Source organism: Micromonospora globosa, assembly GCF_000717585.1.
GTDB lineage: Bacteria > Actinomycetota > Actinomycetes > Mycobacteriales > Micromonosporaceae > Micromonospora > Micromonospora aurantiaca.
The window spans coordinates 1-17225 of sequence record NZ_JNZR01000059.1 but is presented as its reverse complement, the minus strand read 5'-3'; the positions used below and the strand labels follow the sequence as shown (position 1 = coordinate 17225).

At 68.5% G+C, this 17225-nt stretch carries 17 protein-coding genes and 1 pseudogene; 10 read left to right on the top strand and 8 right to left on the bottom strand.

The genetic code is table 11. The features are described 5' to 3' along the window. Nucleotides 1-181: 181 nt before the first annotated feature. From IF06_RS0131160 to IF06_RS34580, 6 genes and pseudogenes are all read right to left on the bottom strand, one after another. Nucleotides 182-1711: a tetratricopeptide repeat protein gene (locus tag IF06_RS0131160; protein ID WP_013287183.1), complete on the bottom strand. Its 1530-nt coding sequence runs from the start codon at nucleotides 1709-1711 to the stop codon at nucleotides 182-184. Nucleotides 1712-2056: 345 nt separating this feature from the next. After that, nucleotides 2057-3175: pseudogene (locus tag IF06_RS34125) on the bottom strand (IS630 family transposase). An 86-nt stretch (nucleotides 3176-3261) separates the two neighbouring features. After that, nucleotides 3262-3720 carry a DUF3592 domain-containing protein gene (locus IF06_RS0131150; RefSeq protein WP_013287184.1) on the bottom strand — a complete coding sequence of 153 codons (459 nt, stop codon included), beginning with the start codon at nucleotides 3718-3720 and terminating at the stop codon, nucleotides 3262-3264. 32 nt (nucleotides 3721-3752) lie between these two features. Next, nucleotides 3753-4394 (bottom strand): formylglycine-generating enzyme family protein, encoded by a 642-nt coding sequence (locus tag IF06_RS34905; protein WP_332259027.1) that lies wholly within the window; start codon nucleotides 4392-4394, stop codon nucleotides 3753-3755. A 500-nt stretch (nucleotides 4395-4894) separates the two neighbouring features. Beyond that, nucleotides 4895-5305, bottom strand: a complete 411-nt coding sequence (locus IF06_RS0131135; RefSeq protein WP_083395210.1) for an SMI1/KNR4 family protein — start codon at nucleotides 5303-5305, stop codon at nucleotides 4895-4897. A 196-nt stretch (nucleotides 5306-5501) separates the two neighbouring features. Then, nucleotides 5502-5849 carry a hypothetical protein gene (locus tag IF06_RS34580; RefSeq protein WP_232236819.1) on the bottom strand — a complete coding sequence of 116 codons (348 nt, stop codon included), beginning with the start codon at nucleotides 5847-5849 and terminating at the stop codon, nucleotides 5502-5504. A gap of 15 nt (nucleotides 5850-5864) precedes the next feature. Between IF06_RS34580 and IF06_RS0131125 the strand changes: the two genes are divergently transcribed. Then, nucleotides 5865-7118, top strand: coding sequence for a hypothetical protein (locus IF06_RS0131125; protein ID WP_071094274.1), 1254 nt, complete (start codon nucleotides 5865-5867; stop codon nucleotides 7116-7118). A 122-nt stretch (nucleotides 7119-7240) separates the two neighbouring features. Here IF06_RS0131125 and IF06_RS33770 read toward each other — a convergent pair whose 3' ends face one another. Next, nucleotides 7241-7675, bottom strand: a complete 435-nt coding sequence (locus IF06_RS33770) for a hypothetical protein (RefSeq protein WP_143025306.1) — start codon at nucleotides 7673-7675, stop codon at nucleotides 7241-7243. Between the two features lie 370 nt (nucleotides 7676-8045). On the opposite strand from IF06_RS33770, the gene IF06_RS0131115 reads away from it, so the two are divergent. The 9 genes from IF06_RS0131115 to IF06_RS0131080 all read left to right on the top strand — a co-directional run bounded on the left by IF06_RS0131115 (nucleotide 8046) and on the right by IF06_RS0131080 (nucleotide 17059). Then, nucleotides 8046-8414, top strand: a complete 369-nt coding sequence (locus IF06_RS0131115; protein ID WP_030275322.1) for a cyclic-phosphate processing receiver domain-containing protein — start codon at nucleotides 8046-8048, stop codon at nucleotides 8412-8414. Between the two features lie 212 nt (nucleotides 8415-8626). Further along, on the top strand, nucleotides 8627-9334 hold the full coding sequence (locus IF06_RS0131110; RefSeq protein ID WP_013476197.1) for a GntR family transcriptional regulator: 708 nt from the start codon (nucleotides 8627-8629) through the stop codon (nucleotides 9332-9334). 250 nt (nucleotides 9335-9584) lie between these two features. Beyond that, entirely contained in the window at nucleotides 9585-10475 is an 891-nt protein-coding gene (locus IF06_RS0131105; RefSeq protein WP_013476196.1) for a dihydrodipicolinate synthase family protein, read from the top strand. After that, the gene (locus IF06_RS0131100) at nucleotides 10475-11476 is read left to right on the top strand and encodes a proline racemase family protein (RefSeq protein ID WP_030275320.1); all 1002 of its coding nucleotides are present in this window, start codon (nucleotides 10475-10477) and stop codon (nucleotides 11474-11476) included. The genes IF06_RS0131105 and IF06_RS0131100 overlap by 1 nt, the downstream gene beginning before the upstream one ends. After that, nucleotides 11473-12879 (top strand): aldehyde dehydrogenase family protein, encoded by a 1407-nt coding sequence (locus IF06_RS0131095; RefSeq protein WP_013476194.1) that lies wholly within the window; start codon nucleotides 11473-11475, stop codon nucleotides 12877-12879. Before IF06_RS0131100 ends, IF06_RS0131095 begins: the two co-directional genes overlap by 4 nt. Then, nucleotides 12876-14291: an aminopeptidase P family protein gene (locus tag IF06_RS0131090; protein WP_013476193.1), complete on the top strand. Its 1416-nt coding sequence runs from the start codon at nucleotides 12876-12878 to the stop codon at nucleotides 14289-14291. Before IF06_RS0131095 ends, IF06_RS0131090 begins: the two co-directional genes overlap by 4 nt. Continuing rightward, entirely contained in the window at nucleotides 14288-15436 is a 1149-nt protein-coding gene (locus IF06_RS0131085; RefSeq protein ID WP_030275318.1) for an NAD(P)/FAD-dependent oxidoreductase, read from the top strand. The genes IF06_RS0131090 and IF06_RS0131085 overlap by 4 nt, the downstream gene beginning before the upstream one ends. Then, the gene (locus IF06_RS33465; RefSeq protein WP_013476191.1) at nucleotides 15423-15677 is read left to right on the top strand and encodes a (2Fe-2S)-binding protein; all 255 of its coding nucleotides are present in this window, start codon (nucleotides 15423-15425) and stop codon (nucleotides 15675-15677) included. The genes IF06_RS0131085 and IF06_RS33465 overlap by 14 nt, the downstream gene beginning before the upstream one ends. Beyond that, entirely contained in the window at nucleotides 15674-17059 is a 1386-nt protein-coding gene (locus IF06_RS0131080) for an NAD(P)/FAD-dependent oxidoreductase (RefSeq protein WP_030275316.1), read from the top strand. The genes IF06_RS33465 and IF06_RS0131080 overlap by 4 nt, the downstream gene beginning before the upstream one ends. Nucleotides 17060-17098: 39 nt before the next feature. On the opposite strand, the gene IF06_RS33460 is transcribed toward IF06_RS0131080, so the two are convergent. Further along, nucleotides 17099-17225 (bottom strand): L-serine ammonia-lyase, iron-sulfur-dependent, subunit alpha (locus tag IF06_RS33460; protein WP_157551510.1); only part of this gene is annotated, 127 nt, incomplete at its 5' end.

The window sequence follows — 17225 nt, the reverse complement described above, 5'->3', positions numbered from 1 at the left end:
GCTTCCGGCATCGCGAACCTCCACAACATCATCCTCGCCGGCTGACCATCGGCTTGATGCCGAGCAACGCCTTCACCCAGTTACGAGACGTCCCTTAGGCAGCGGATCCGACAGGATCTTCCCGACCGCACCGAACGGCCGCTCCGGAACCACCACGCGATGACGCACGCTGTGGCGTCGCTTAGCCGGAGGCCGACGCACCTTGCTGGTACTCCGCCCACAACTCCTGCGCCTCGCGCGCCATCACCTGCGCACGGCGCGCCTTCTTCTTGCTGAAGCTTGGCGTGCCCCCGGGCCGTCGCGTCTGCCGCGATCCGCGACCGGACAGTTTCTCGAGCCGTGCCGCCTGATCCTCCAGCGCATACGACAAAATCTTGAGATTGGCGGCCCGGTTACCGGCGACGGCCTCGCGAGCGACCGCGATCGCTTCCTCGCCGAGCGCCAGCGCCTCGACCGTACGGCCGGCGTCGTCCAGCCACACCGCCTGCCGCCGCAGCATCTCCGCGTGTCGCGACAGGATTGCAGGCCGGTCGACCGTCGCTACCTCACGCTGCAGTTCAAGGGTCTCCTCGCCAACGGCTAGGGCCTCGTCGAGCCGGCCGGACCTGGCCAGGCCGTTAGCCAGGTTCAACAGCGACAGCGCCAGGTCCCGCAGGTGTCCGGCCCGGTTGTCCGCAACGAGTTCCCGACGCAACTGCACTGCCTCTGTCGTAAGGGCGAGGCTGGCCTGTCGATCCTCGGTGACGGCTCCCTGATTGCCCACCGCCTCGGCCAGCCTCGACAGGTATACCGCCCGGTCGACAGCGGCCAGAGCGCGATACAGCTTCACCGCCTCATCGGTCGCGGCCGCGGCCTCCGCCCGCCGGTCCATCTCGCTGAGCCGCCCGCCGTACGTGTCCAGACACGAGGCGAGGAGCGGATGATGCACCTCGGGCTGGGCTGCGACAAGTTCACGACTCAGTTCGACCGCCTCCGCGGCCGCCGCCAGAGCCTCCGCCGTCCGTCGTACTCCCGCCAGACAAACCGCCTGGTTCTTCAGAGCAGTCGCCAGGTAGCCGAGACGCCGCGGCTGGCTGCCCGTCATCGACTCACGGAAGTGCGCGACCGTCTCGGCGCCGACGTCGACCGCTTCCTCCCACCGCCCTGCCTCGAACAGCCGGTTCGCGTGCAGGCTCAAGACCCTGCCCAGGGCGTCGTGCATTTGCGAGCCGACCGGTTGATCCACAGCCAGCCTGCGCAGCAACTGCAGGGCACGGTCGCTGACCTGCAGCGCCTCGGCGTGCTGGCCGGTCGCCGCCAACGCCATCGCGTAGGGCTCAAGCAGGCGCGACAGCAGGACGTCAGGACATACGTCCATCAACGCCAACGCCTCACGGCCAGCAGTCAGCGCCTCCGGCGTTCGGCCACAACTCATAAGTCGCCTGGCGAGCGCGTCCAGGGCCTCCGCGAGCTGCTCCTCGTGACGGCGGTCGATGGCGTAAAGCTCCCGGGCCAGCCGGACCGCCTCCTCCGCACACTCCAGCGCCTCCGTCGGCCGGCCAGCGTCCGACAAGTAATAGGACAGGTTGCTGCATGCCAGGACGAGAGTGGGCAGAACCGTGCCACGGTCCCGTGCTGTCAAGCCAGACAACATCTCCACAGCCCGGCGGCCCGTCTCGACCGCATCGTCGAAACGACCAGCGCGCGACAGCTCCACCGCCTCATCGACCACCGCCCCGACCTGGCGCAGCGAAGCGTCAACCCGCGTCCCCCGCCGCAGCCATCTACGCCAACCCGTCGACTTCACTAGGGCGAATATAGGCCCAAATGATCAGCCCGTCGGCCCCCGTATGCCGAGCCGCAGACACTTCGGGCACGCCGAAGAGGTCACCGAGCAAGTGCCCTAGCCAGCAGGTATCCGGTGGGATTCGAGTCTCAGCGCGGACTACCACCCTTCCGCCATCTACGAGTTGACGACTCTCCGCGCGGAACAGCCGCCCCGATCCGCGGCCGGGGGGCGCCAGTCGGGTTCCACCAGCCCACCTAGTGCTCTGACCACAAACGTTGGCCGGGTTGGTCATGCGGCTCGGGTGGCGCGTTGGCCCCAGCGGCGTTGTCGTTCGCTGCGGATTTCGGCACGGTGGCGGCGTTGGGCGGTCAGGACATCGGGGTGGCGTGCGTTGGCGTTGCGCCAGCGCAGGTAGGCGTGCAGGTTGCGGGCCAGGACGGTGTGGTTGGGGTGATCCGAGCCCGCAATGACGAAGGTTCGTAGCGGCCCGAAGTGCGCCTCGATGGGGTTGGCACAGGAGGCGTAGGTCGGGGTGAAGCACATCTCGACCTTGTTCCGGGCCGCCCACTGCCGGATCTTGAACCCCTTATGGGCGGACAGGTTGTCCAGGATGCCGTAGATCGGTGCGCCGTCCGGGCGAGCGGCCCGGATCGACTTCAACGCGGCCAGGGTGTTCGCCGCGGACTTGCGGGTGCGAATGACGCCCCACAACTGGTCGTCGCCGATGCTGTAGCAGCCGTGGGACTGCCGCACGCCGTGCAGCTTGTGGTAGTTAGCCGGCAGCCTACGCGGGCGACCTTTCGGCGCCCAGCCGACGCCGCCGTGCGGTCGGACCGCCAGCGGCCCGAACTCGTCGAAGGCGAACGTGCGGTGCGGAAACTGCTCGATCACCTGCTCGATACGGGCCAGCTTGGCCTCGCGGTCGGGGTCGGTGGACTCCTTCCACGTCTTGGTGCGCTGGAAGGTGATCTCGTGTTTGCGCAGTAGTTGCCGCAGCCGCTCCCGGCCGACGACCACCCGCCGGTCCGGGTTGTGCGCCAGGTGCTCGGCGAGCTTGCGCACGCTCCATCAGGTGAAGGGCCGCCCCAGCTTCGCGGGGCGGGTGTTGGCCGTCACGACGATGAACGCCTCGTCGTCGCTACTGATCCGGCGGGGACGGCCACCCGCCCACTGAGGGTCCAGGCTGGCCATGCCGATCTCGTTGAACCGGTGGATCACCTGCCGCACGGAGTCCTCGTCGGCCTGCACGAGCCGGGCGATGACTGGCACGCTGTTGCCTCCCGCAGAGGCAAGCACGACCATCGCCCGCCGCAGCCGCACGGCCGAGCCCGTGCCCCGGCGCACAAGCCGTTGCAGCCGCTGTCCTTCTTGATCACTTAATCGACGTACCCGAACCGGCTCTGCCACCCCGACAGCCTGACGCCGCAACCCCAGCCCGACCGCCACCCAGGCCCGGCGTGTCACCAACACCGCGAACGTTTGTGGTCCGAGCACTAGCCGCGCCGAGGGCCCGTTCTGATAAGCGCGAGCGAGATCACGATCATGACGAGGCCGAGGCCAGCCAGGACAGTCGGCGCCTGCAGGAGCAGATCCTCCGTCGCGTACCCGTCGGGCGTGGCAGCCCGGGTCGGATCCGTCCTGTCGACGCGTACGTCGAGTAACTCCCCGACGCGGAACTCACTCTCGTCGAGTTCGCTGGAGAACCGCTCCCGATACCGCACGCCGTCGAACGTGTAGTCCACAGTCAGCCTCGTGGCGGAGAACGAACGCGTGATCCTGAACCGTTCGACGTGGACCACTTGGCCTGTCGTCTCGGCGCCGACGCGAACCCGCTCGTCGATCGCCTCGTTCAGCCGAACGGTGAGCAGCATCCCCACGCCGATCAGAAGGGTGCCGAGGACAACCGCGAGGACCAGCTTCAACTCTCGCCAGCCGAACGGGCTCTCCACCACCGGCCCTCCTCGCGTCTCGTCCGGCGGCCTGGCTAACTCCAGGGCGGCAGTGGTGCGACCGGGCGGACCGCGGTGAACTGATCGTGCTCATACCGGGTGGCGGCGAGCAGCAGCAGCCATTCGTCGCAGCCCTGCCACGGGTAGAGGTCGGCGGCACCGCCGCGTACGGCCCTGGGCCCGTCACCGGTGCGTGGGCGGGCATCCGCCGGGGCGCCCACAAAACCGGGAATCCACACGTCGGCGCAAATCTCGGCTGCCGAGCCCATCGCGGCCAGCCCGAACGCGTTCTCAGCGGCGGCTGTCCGCCGCTCATCGCCGAAGTCGTCGAGCAGATGGCCCTCGCCGGGTTTCTCGTAGCCGCGGAAGGTCAAGGTGGTGGTGCCGGCTCGGGCTGCGTACTCCCATTCGGCCTCGCTGGGCAGCCGGAATGGCACAGCTCGTCCAGGTCGTTCTCGGGCCGGGCCGTGCCGGAGTCCGCGTTGGCGTAGTCGTCCTCGTACTCGGGCAACCAGTGCTGGACCTGCGCGACCGTCAGCGGGTGCCGAGCAATCAGGAATGGTTCGACCCGCACCTACAGACCCATGCGAAAGGTCCCGCCCGGCACCGCCCGAAAGACCACGCCGGACGGGATATGCCGCCAGGCCGGCCGCCCGGCCACGATCTCTTCGGTCCACACGACGCCGAACGCTAGCAGTCCGGCATCACCAACCGCGCCGCCTGGTACGAGTACGAGCGCTCGGTCGGCACGGGGTCACGCTCCGGCGGTGACGGTCACCAGGCCGATGGTTACCGGAACGGTCGTCTCCCTCGCTGGGCACGGTCTTGCTGTTGGGTTCACGATTGCCCTGGCCACCGCCGCTGGTGGCGGCCGAATTCGGACTTGGATGCCGGTGGGAGGTTCGCGGCGCTCTTCTTCGGCGTACTCACGTACGGCATTGCCCAGCTGGTGTTGCTGGGCAGCTGCTTCGCGCTGTCCGGACGGCTCGACCGTGGGTCATCGTCTGGCCTCGTAGCTGGCTGGATATTGGGACTGGCCACGAGCCTGTACTACCTGTGCGGCGGGTTCGGCACCTAACGAATGCCCGGCCACCTGCACGCCATCACGCATACGGTAGGCGCGACCGAACGTTGCGCCCGGTCGGCGGCAGAAGATCAAAGGGATCCCTCCGCACAGTCAGATCCCGAGGCGTTCGATCAGCATCTCGATGTTGGGCGCAACCTCGATCCAGTCCGCCGCTGTGCTGAGGTAGATCACCGACGGTGCGGCCGACGAAGGTCTGTAGTCCAACGCAAACGGCCGGTCAGGTCCGAGGTCACCGATCAGGAGAGACCGGTCGGGATCCACGTCGCCGGGCGGGCTCTGCCGGTCCGGTTGACCGAGGTAGAACCCGCGATAGTCCTCAGGGATGTCATCGAGCCAGCGCCTGTTGGCCGTCATCCGACTCAAGGGAAGGAACTGCGGCGCTACGGCGTCATCACCGAAGACTTCCCGGTACGTCGACGACGAGCGGTCTGGAGCTACCCACCGCCCCTGCTGCAGCACCCGGAGCAGCGCAGACGGGACCGGCAAGCTGTCAATGATCATGTAACTATCGTCGGTGCTCCGAGCAGTCCCCCCACAAGACATCGACGCACACCACCAGCGGCATGAGCGGGGGGAAAAGCCGGCGAGCACAACTGCAGAGAGATTCAGGTGAATGCCAGCGGATGCCGAGCCAGCAGGGCCGCAGCGGCGATGTAGGTGAGTTAGCGCATGGTGCCTCCCGTGGACGGCTTCGCGGTCAGGCGACGCGGCGGATGCGGCGGATGGCGAGGTAGAGCAGCAGGGCGGCGACGGCGACGAAGATGCCGGTCTCGATGCCCTGGAACAGCCAGTACCGTGTTCCGGGCTGGTAGAGCTGCCAGTTGTAGGCGCCCGAGGTGATGCCGAGGTCGGCGCCGCACGCGAGGTACTGGGACCGGCGGTCGCGGTCCCTATCACGCAGGCCGGTGCCCGGGTTGACGCTGGACGCGCGGTGCCAAGTCCTCGGCTCTGACGCGGTTGCCGCCTCGCTTTGCACCTGGTCCCGCAGCTCCCAGACCGCTCCCAGGGGATGCCGGGCATGGTCCACTGTTCCGGCGCGTAACACGGGGGGTGCGGTGGAATGCCTGGTACGACGCTTCTGCCCTGGCAGGCGGGTCTCTGGGTGGCGGGTTGCCTCGAGCGTCTCGCACCGTACGTGCACGCGTGCGGCACGCTACGAGCGGCCGCGTTCTATCGAGACAGCGTCGACGCGTTCTGGACGGGGCACGGCGAGCTCGCCGCGCCCGACGCGGACCGGATCGCGGCAGTAGGCGCGAAGCTCAGAGCCCTGTGCGATGAGTACAGCGCCGAGGCGCAGATCTTCGAGGTCATAGTCAGAGCGGCCGAGGCTGCTCGGCAGCCCATGCCCGAACCCATGGAACAGCTTGTCACGCGGACGGTGGACCTCTGGTCGGAGCTGGGGTCCGACGACGACTCGGGAGACCGGGAGGCGCAGGCGCAGCGGGACACCCTGGCGATGACGCAGCAGCCTCCCGCGCAGGCGGCGGCCCAGATCCGGATCGTTTCCGCCCGGCTCGGCGCCGAATGGGCAGCCCGACTTGCCAACCACGGCCTGCTGAACGCCGACCCTAAGCGACCGGAGATCGTGATACCCCCGCACGATCTGCCCTACCAGGTCGGTGACGTGGTGGCGGTGTCATGCCCGTGGACCCCAACGGTGACCACACGCGCCGGCAAGTACTACGCGGCGGTGCGCTGGCCGTGGGGGGCCGTGCTCGATCCCGACTCGGCGTACCTGCCGAACGGCAGCGTCGCCTTCCCCGTCGACGAATCTACCGAGCCGTGGTGGCCGTACCAGCTGCGCCCGCCGGCGGCCGAACTCGACGAGGGCGACCGGTGCGCGGTTGGCGTACCGCCGACCCGGTGCTACGTGGTGCGGTCCAACCGATACGACCCGCCGATGGACGACGGCTTCCTGCCGAGACTGACAGCGAGCATCGCGCTGCTGCCGGTCGGCAGCGGATACGCCGACGCGGCAGACGTGTGGCTGGAGCGTGCCGAGCCATTCGAGATGAAGCTGCTGCACCGCCCATACGGTGCGCTTCGCTCCGGTGACACCGTCGATGACGCGGACGGTCGCCTGCTGCAGTTCGTACCGCCGTTCCTGTTCTACGCCGACGGTGCTCGAGTGCGGCCGTCGTGGCCACTAGCTTTGGTGACCCGCGACGGGGTCACGCCACCCTCGGACGCGGTCGACGCCGTCGCCACCGCGACCGCCGTCGGCGGTCATGCCGACGAAATCGCGCGCTGGCTTACCTACAGCGAGGCTCCATACACAGCCACGATCGCCGAAGAACTCTTCGACGAAACCTGAGCCGTCCACGACAGCGAGCGACCGACGCCGCGCTGGTCGACGTGCACCCGACGCCCGCCTCCGGTCATCGGTTCAACGGTTCAACGGTCGGACGTCCGGGCGTTGACCGAGATCAGGTGCACTCATCTGCCGTGGGTAGCTCGGTGCCGCCCGAGGTCATTTGGCGCCGGATTCAATTGGTGGGCCCGGCGGGTCGGCGTTTGCAGTTTCCCCTTTGAGGTGGGCCGTTCGGTAGCGGCCTCAGTCAGCCAGCGGTGATCGTAGTTCAGGTGGTCCCAGCGGGACCGCAGCCACTGACGCTTGGTCGCGGTAGCAGTTCGCCAAAGGTATCGCAGCCCGTCGGCGAGTTGATCGCGTCGCTGCGGCGCGAGAAGCCCTGGAAGCTGGTGACAGAGGTCGGCGATCATATTGGCGCGCTCACGACGTCGATCGAGTGCGTCCGCCGAATGGGCATCCAGCAGTGGCGCAGTGAGGAACCGGATCTCCAGGAAGCCCAGATGGAGTAGGTCCGCCGTCGCCGCCTCCATCGCAGCCTGGGTCGGCTGATCCGACTCCATGACAACCTCCTCTGACGAGGCGAACAGGATGCCTCACGCCGTCCGCTTCTGCCGCGATTCGCGCGGTCATGCCGGTTGCAGTTGACGATCCCGCCCCCCCCCCCCTGGGGAGCGGGGCGCTGTCCGGCCCGCCACGTCACCGGACCTCGAACGTCGCCAGCCTCGCCCGCGGGTCCGCCGCGCTGGTCCGCCACCAGGGCACCGAGCAGCACCTCGACACCTGGATCAACCGCGCCCCACGCCGGATGCCCCGAATCCGCGGCTTCGCCGCCGGCCTGGATCACCGCAACACCCCCCGACAGCTCTCGGCGCCTGCTTCGCCGGCGAAACCGGATGGCGACGCGTGGCGGTGCCCGCGCATCATGACCGGGTGGACGCCCGGCGAGCGATCGCTCTGATCGATGACCTTCGGTCATTCGTCGATGGCCGCCGCGCGGAGGTGGCCCGTACGAGCGCTGCCGGAGTCGAGCTTCTTACCCGCTACGGGGATGGTCGGCTGGACGAGCTGTGGCTGGACCACGACCTGGGCGGCGACGACACCATCTGGCCGGTGATAGAGGTCCTGGAACAGGCCGCCTTCTACGACCGCCCCTTCAACATCGGTGTGGTCGTCGTCCATTCCGCCAACCCGGGCGGTGCCGCAAGAATCGCGCTTGTCCTGAGGCGCTGGGGTTACCGGGTCCGCGTCGCGTCGGGTTGCTCAGACGTCGGCTACGACAAAGGCCCTCCGGCGAGCTGATCGATCCGGCCACGCCGTCACGTATAGCAGGCTGCGACCCACCGGCTGTCGCCCGGTAGATGTCGAGGCGATACCCACTGGGTAGGCTCCGAGATCGGCGCGGTGGTTGACGGTGGCGCTGAGAGACAGGGCCGCCGTCAGCAGGGATGAAGGGCGGGCCCCGGGCGGCTTGTTCTCAGGGTTGGCTCGACGGGACCGGAGCGGATGCAACTGTGAAAGGCAACCAGCGGACTGGCGATGCGAGCGCTGCCGCATCCACGCTGGACCTGAAGCCGCTTCAGAGTCGGCAGAGCCTACGCGAGGACGTAGCGCACGCCCTGCGCGCGGCTATCGTGGCTGGCAGCTTGAGGCCGGATTCGACCTACTCCGTCCCGATGCTGGCCGGACGCTTCGGCGTCTCGCCCACGCCGGTTCGCGAAGCGATCCTCGACCTGGCCAAGGAGGGCTTGGTCTCGATCGTCAAGAACAAGGGGTTCCGCGTCAAGGCCCTCAGTGAGCGGGATCTGGACGAGATCACTCAGATTCGGGAGCTTCTCGAGATTCCGGTGGTGGCCGACCAGACGGGCAGACTGTCGGAACCGCAGGTGCGGGAACTGCGGAGGTTGGCGGACAACATCGTTTCTGCTGCCGGACGTGGGGACCTGGTGGCGTACATCGAATCGGACAACGCCTTCCACCTGACACTGTTGCATGCCGCCGGGAATCAACGGCTGGTCGAGACGGTTGCCGACCTGCGCAATCACACCCGTTTGTACGGTCTCGACGCGCTGGTGGAGAGTGGAGGTCTGGTCGACTCCGCGAACGAGCATCTCGAGTTGATCGAGCTCATCGCCGGGGGTGACCGTGAGGCCGTGGTCGGCCTGATGCGGCACCACTTGCGGCACGTCCGAGGTATCTGGGCGGCCCGTCGTGAAGACTAGGACCAACGTGTTCTGTTGACACGTCCGGCCGGTCGGCTCCCGCTACGCCGCCACCGTGGCTCCTTGGAGTCAGCACCGGCACACCGAATGTGCTCGCCGGCAGCAGCTCCGGGCCCCGCTATCGCATACGGTCACGCCCTCAGCCGTTCATCGACTGCTTCGAACGGCGCCGAGCCGGGGCGATTGCACCTCTTGACGGGGCGGGCGCAGCCACTATGGTGCTATGTAACATATTACTGATGGAGGCCGCATGGAAATGGCGCCGTGGCGTGGGGTTCTCGTAGCGACCGCTCTTCCGTTCCACGCCGACCAGGGCATCGATTTCGGCGCTTACGCTGCACATGTCGGATGGCTCGCTGACAACGGCTGTCATGGCGTTGTCCCCAACGGTTCCCTCGGTGAATACCAGGCGCTCAGCAGCGAGGAACGGGCTTCGGTGGTGCGAACGGCGGTGCAAGCCGCCCCTGATGGGTTCGCCGTCGTACCAGGCGTCTCGGCCTATGGTGCCGACGAGGCACGGCGCTGGACCGAGCAGGCTGCGGAGGAAGGCTGCCCGGCCGTCATGTTGCTGCCACCGACGACGTACCGCGCTGACGAGGCAGCAGTGCTGGCCCACTACCGTGAGGTGGCGAAGGCAGGTCTACCGATCGTCGCCTACAACAATCCGATGGACACGAGGGTGGACCTGACACCCGACCTGCTGCGGCGTCTACACGACGAGGGTTTGATCGTCGCGGTCAAGGAGTTCAGCGGTGACGCCCGCCGGGCGTACCAGATCGCCGAGACGGCGCCTGGTCTCGACATCCTCGCCGGCGCGGACGACGTCGCGCTCGAATTCCTGATCGCGGGCGCGGTGGGCTGGATTGGCGGCTACCAGAACGCCATTCCGGCGAGCTGCGTTCGTCTTTACGAGGCCGCGACGGCGGGTGATCTCAGGACGGCCGTCCTCCTCTACCGGGCACTGCATCCGCTGCTCCGTTGGGATTCGCGCACTGAGTTCGTTCAGGCGATCAAGCTTTCCATGGATGTCGCAGGTCGTCCCGGTGGCTTCACGCGCCAGCCGCGCCAGCCGCTGGCCCCCACCGACGCCGCGGTCATCCGTACCACGACCGAACGGGTGCTCGCGGCAGGGCACCGCTGATGCGCAGTAGCCGCGTCATTCACGTCGTCGACTCCCACACCGAGGGAATGCCCACCCGGGTGGTGACCGGAGGCGCGCCGCTCCTGCCGGGCGACACCATGGCGCAACGTCGGGAGTACCTGACGAACCACCGGGATGACCTGCGCACGTTTCTGATGTACGAGCCGCGCGGGCACTCCGCCATGTCGGGTGCGATCCTCCAGCCGCCCACCCGCCCGGACGCCGATGTCGGTGTGGTCTTCATCGAGGTGTCGGGGTGCCTGCCGATGTGCGGACACGGTGCGATCGGTGTGGCCACCGTACTGGCGGAGACCGGGATGGTGCCGGTCACCGAGCCGGTGACCACGATCCGCCTCGATACGCCGGCCGGACTGGTGGTGGCGTCTGTCAAGGTCGAGCAGGGCCGCGCCACCGCTGTCACCATCCAGAACGTTCCCTCCTTCCTGGTGGAACAGGACGCCTTGGTCGAGGTCCCCGGCTACGGCCACGTCCGTTACGACCTCGCGTTCGGCGGCAACTTCTATGCGATCGTCGACCTGCCGGAGTTGGGCCTGCGACTGGACCGCATGGACAAACAACGGCTGCTGGAGGTGGGGCTCAGCGTGATGAGAGGCGTGAACGACACCGCCCGGCCCGTGCACCCCGAGCAGCCGCACATCTCCGGATGCCACCATGTCTACCTGGCTGCGGAAGGGGCGACCGCCCGGTTGTCACGCCACGCCATGGCCATCCATCCCGGCTGGTTCGACCGATCCCCTTGCGGGACCGGCACGTCGGCGAGGATGGCGCAGCTGCACGCCCGCGGGTTGCTCCCCCTCGGACAGGAATTCGTCAACGAGTCCATCATCGGCAGCCGGTTTTCCGGTCGGCTGGTCGATACGACCACCGTCGCCGGTCGGCCCGCGGTGGTGCCGACAGTCACCGGGCGGGCGTGGCTTACCGGTACCGCCCAGTTCTTCCTCGACCCCGAGGACCCTTTCCCGGCGGGATTCATGTTGTGAGTCTCATTCAGAGCCGTTCCCCTCAGAAGCCGGACGATGTCGTCGCGGAGCGTGTCCCGGTCACTCCTGATGGTGTGCGGAAGCTCGCTGATTCGGTCCGTGTCGCGCAGGACGCCTGGCGCCGTCGGGATCCCTCCGGCCGCGCCGCTGCCCTGAGTGAGGCGGCGGACCGGCTGCGGGCTCGGGCCGGTGAAGCGGCTGCTCTGATCGTCCGTGAGGTGGGCAAGCCGGTCGTGGAAGCGAACGCCGAGGTCAGCCGGGCCGCTGCGATCCTCGACTACTACGCCCAGTCCTGCTTCGCGGCGATCGGCGACCTGCTGGCGCCGACGCTGCCGGCGAATCAGCCGGGACTGCTGTTCACCGAACGTCGGCCGCGGGGCGTGGCTGGTCTGATCACGCCGTGGAACTTTCCACTGGCCATCCCGCTGTGGAAGGCTGCACCGGCCCTCGCCACTGGTAACGGAGTGCTGCTCAAGCCGTCGCCCGAGGCGCTGGCTTGCGGCGAGTTGGTGGCGGGCCTGTTCGACGGGCTGCTGCCCGACGATCTGCTCCATGTGGTGCCGGGAGGTGCGGACACCGGACAGGCCGTCGTCGAAGCGGCTGACGTCGTGTCCTTCACCGGCTCCGCGACGGTCGGCAGGGGTGTCGCCGTCGCCGCCGTTCGCGCCGGGCTACCGGTTCAGGCGGAGATGGGCGGACAGAACGCAGCGGTCGTGCTGCCGGACGCCGACCCTGCCACCACTGCCACGATGCTGGCAGGTGCCGCCATGGCATATGCGGGCCAGAAGTGCACCGCGACTCGGCGGATCATCGTGGTGGGCGATGCCACCGCGCTCACCGAAGCCCTGGTGGCCGCGGTGGCGGGGCTACGCGTCGGCGACCCGGCCGATGCCGGCGTCGCAGTCGGTCCCGTCATCACCGACGTCGCGCGCCGTCGAGTTCTGGACGGCGTCGCGGCAGCCCGCGCGGCAGGAGGCCGGGTTCTCACTCGTCTCGCGTCCCGGGCTGACGGCCTCTATGTGGCGCCGGTGCTGCTCGATTCGGTCGACCCTGGCCATCCGGTCGCGTGCGAGGAGACGTTCGGCCCGCTGGCCAGCATCTTCACCGTGTCGGACCCGGCCGCCGCGGCCGCTCTGGTCAACCACGTTCGGTACGGGCTGGTGACGTCCGTCCACGGCCGCGACATCGGCCGGTTGTTCGAGGTGGTCCGGGCCATCGACACCGGTCTCATCCGGGTCAACACGCCCACTACCGGAGTCGATTTCCACGCGCCGTTCGGCGGTGAGAAGGCGTCCAGCCAGGGCCCTCGAGAACAGGGCACAGCCGCACTGGACTTCTACACCTCGTTGCGCACCATCACCCTCTGTACTCCCCCACCCAGCCCCGCCGAGGAGGCCGCATGAAACGGGTCGACCTGCACACCGGTAGTCATGATCTGCCGGTCAGCCCCGCGTTGGAGGAGTTCATGCTCTCCGGGTGGGCTGACAGCGAGCGGCACGTCACACAGGTCGACGAGGTCGCCGGCTGGGCGGCGGTACGCCGGAGACAGCTGCACTGCCGTTTCTCCGGGGAACGGCTCGTCGTCCCGGCCGGAAGCTTCAAGAGGCGTTCCAACGACCAGCACTATCGGTTCCGCCCGCATTCTGCCTATGTCTGGCTGACCGGCGACCAGTCCTCAGACGGGGTCCTGGTCATCGAGCCGGACGGTGAGGAGATGCTCTTTCTTCGCCCCCGATCCGACCGGAGCACGCCCGAGTTCTTCCGTGACCGGATGTATGGGGAACTGTGGGCCGGACGCCGGCCCACCTTGGGAGAGAGCCGTCGGCGGCTGGCTGTGACGACCCGTCATCTGGCCGAGCTGGAGTCGGTCCTGTCCGGGCGGGGCGTTCCGACCCGCGTGCTGCGTGGAGTCGACGTGCACGTGGATGGGCTGACGGCCGACGCCGCGGGGCCGGGCGACCTGGAATTCGCCGCGGTGCTGGATGAGATGCGGCTGGTCAAGGACGACTGGGAGATCGGCCAGCTGGAAGAGGCGGTGGCCATCACCACCCGCGGTTTCGAGGACATGGTGCGTGCCTTGCCGATGGCGAAGCGTACGTCCGAGCGTTACCTGGAGGGGGTGTTCTGGCAGCGAGCCCGCCTGGAGGGCAACGACGTCGGATACCACTCGATCGTGGCCGCCGGTGCGCACGCCGCCACCTTGCACTGGATCGACAACGACGGCGCGGTCCGCGACGGGGACCTGCTGCTGCTCGACGCCGGTGCCGAGACGAGGTCGCTCTACACGGCAGACATCACTCGTGTTCTACCGGTGTCCGGCCGGTTCAGTCCGCTGCAACGCGATCTGTACGAGTTGTGCCTGAAGGCGAACGACGCAGCTCTGGACTGCCTCAAGCCGGGCGCCGACTGGCGTGCGTTCCATCAGGCGGCGATGACCGTGCTGGCGTACGGCCTCGCCGACCTGGGCGTGCTGCCCGTGTCGCCGGAACGCGCCTTGACCGAGGAGTCCGGGCTCTACCGGCGGTGGACGCTGTGTGGATCAGGCCACATGCTCGGTCTGGACGTCCACGACTGTGCGGCTGCCCGCGCTGACAGCTACCTGCACGGACGGCTGGCTGCCGGCCAGGTGCTCACTGTCGAGCCCGGCCTCTACTTCCAGCCTGACGACGAGTTGGTTCCGGCTGAGCTGCGCGGAATCGGGATTCGGATCGAGGAGGACGTTCTTGTCACCGACAACGGCTGTCGAGTCCTCTCCTCCGGGCTACCTCGACGTCCCGACGAGATCGAGGCGTGGATGCACCGGGTGTCGTCGTGATCGACGCCGACGCGGACGTGGTGGTGATAGGCGCCGGGATGACCGGTGCCGCCTGCGCCTACTACGCCGCACGGGCCGGCCTGACGGTGACAGTGGTGGACCGGGCCGGCGTCGCGTCCGGCACCACCGGGGCCGGCGAAGGCAACATCCTCCTCTCCGACAAATCACCCGGCCCGGAACTCAGCCTGGCGCTTCATTCCGTCGCGCTGTGGCGCGAACTGGGCGAGACCATGGGCGATGCGCAGATCGAACTGGAACGGAAGGGCGGCCTGGTGGTGGCGGCCTCGGCGACAGAGCACGACACACTGTCGGCGTTCGCGGACCGCCAGCGTGCTGCGGGCGTCGAGGCGCACGCCGTCGCCTCGCATGAGTTGCCCAGCTACGAGCCGCACCTGTCCCCCCATCTCGTCGGTGCGGTGCACTATCCCCAGGACATGCAGGTCCAGCCCATGCTCGCCGCCGCACACCTGCTCCGTGCGGCCCGGGCAACGGTACTGACCGGCACCTGCGTTGTCGGCCTGCTCCGGGACGGCACCGGGGGGATTCGAGCTGTGCGGACTGATCATGGCCTGCTGTCAACGACCAGGGTGGTGAACGCCGCCGGCGTATGGGCTGGCAGAGTCGCCGCGTTGGCGGGCGTCGAGCTGCCGATCCTGCCTCGACGTGGCTTCGTCCTGGTCACCCAGCCGCTGCCGGAGCTCGTGCGGCACAAGGTCTACGCCGCCGGTTACGTTGCGAACGTCGAGCGCAGCACCGCTGGGCTGGAGATCTCCCCGGTGGTGGAGGGGACTCGCGCCGGCACGATCCTGATCGGGTCCAGCCGGGAGCATGTCGGCTTCGATCCGGCCATGTCTCTGCCGGCGCTGAGAGGGCTCGCAGCGGCTGCGATACGCCTGTTCCCGATCCTGGGCGGCGTCTCCGCGATTCGCGCCTACCGGGGTTTCCGGCCGTACAGTCCGGACCATCTGCCGATCATCGGCGCGGACAAGGACGTGCCGGGGCTCTTTCATGCCACCGGCCACGAGGGCGCCGGTATCGGCCTCGCCCCGGCGACCGGGCACGCCATCGCCGCACTGCTGACCGACCGCCGCCCGCACGTGGATCTACGACCGTTCGCACCGGAGCGTCACCATGTTCACCTTTGACGGCCGCTCGATCCCTCACGACGGGCGGCAGAGCGTAGCCGCGGCCCTTCTCGCCGCCGGGATCCGATCCTGGCGGAGCACACGGGTCGAAGGGCGACCCCGGGGGGTCTTCTGCGGCATCGGCGTGTGCTTCGACTGTCTCGTCACGGTCAACGGTGTGCCGTCGCAGCGAGCCTGTCTGGTGGTCGCCCGCAGCGGTGACGTGGTCGAACCTCAGGACGAGCTGCGGGAGGGGACATGAGCACGTACGACCTGGTGGTGATCGGTGCAGGACCGGCCGGTCTGGCCGCGGCGGTCACGGCGGCCGATGCCGGCTGCCGGGTGGCCGTCCTGGATGCCGGGTCGCGTCCCGGCGGACAGTACTGGCGGCACCGATCCGGTGCGGACGCCCGCAGCCACACGGACTGGGCGTTGTTCGCCGGTCTGCGCGCACGGTTCGACCAGCTCGATCACCACCCGGACGCGGCAGTGTGGTTCGTCGAGTCTCGCCCGGACGACGTCGGTCCGCAGTTCGCCGTCCACACGCACTCCACGGTCGTGTACGGCCGGCGACTCGTCATCGCCACGGGAGCTCATGACCGGGTTGTCCCTTTCCCAGGTTGGGATCTGCCGGGGGTGGTCACCGCCGGTGGAGCTCAGGCCCTGCTGAAGGGTCAAGGGGTGGTGTTCGCGCGACGCGTCGTCGTCGGGGGGACGGGACCGTTTCTGTTGCCGGTCGCGACCGGCTTGGCCGACGCCGGCGCCACGGTGGTCGGCGTGTACGAGGCGAACGACCCGGTCCGGTACGCACGGCACGTCGGTGCGGTTCTCGGCGCAGCGAGCAAGTTGACCGAGGCAGGCCGGTACGGCTGGCGGATGCTGCGTCGTCGGGTGCCGTATCGGCGGCGTATGGCTGTGGTGGCCGCGCACGGCGACGATCAGCTCGCCGGGGTGACAGTGGCGGCGATCAGCCCGCTGGGCTCGGTGGTGCCCGGCAGCGAGAGACACGTCGGCTGCGACGGTCTCGCCGTCGGCTTCGGCTTCACCCCGCAGGTGGAGGTGGCTGTCGCCCTGGGATGCGAGACATTCATGGACCGCGACGGCAGTCTCGTGGTGAGGATCGGGCCGGATCAAGCGACCTCTGTACCGGGCGTGTACGCAGCGGGCGAGGTGACCGGCGTCGGCGGGGCGAGGCTGGCGCTCGTGGAAGGGCACCTCGCCGGGGACGCGGTCGCCCGGTCTCTCGGTCGCGCGGGGCCGCTGCGTGCGGGTGAGCGCAGTAGGTTGCTGCGGATCCGGCGTCGACTGCGTCGTTTCGCCGCCGCTCTGCATGCGGTTCATCCCGTGCCGGCCTTCTGGCCCGATCTGTGTGACGACCAGACTCTCGTCTGTCGGTGCGAGGAGGTGTCGGCAGGCGCTGTTCGGCAGGCGGTGCGTGAACTGTCCGCGGGCGATGCCCGGGGCACGAAGCTGTTGACCCGCGCCGGCATGGGCTGGTGCCAGGGGCGAATATGTGGTTACGCCACAGCATGCCTCACCGCCCGAGAAGCGGCCCGGCCGGTGAGTTCGGTGGATGTTCAGGGACATGCGTCTCGTACGCTGATGCAGCCGATCACGCTTGCCGACCTCGCCGGCGACGACTGATCTCGCGCACGACGAATCACGGCCGGCGCGGAGGTGCCCTCAGCATTCGATGACGTTGACGGCGAGGCCGCCCCGCGCGGTCTCCTTGTACTTGACCTTCATGTCCGCGCCGGTCTCCCGCATGGTCTTGATGACCTTGTCCAGCGACACGTGGTGCACCCCGTCG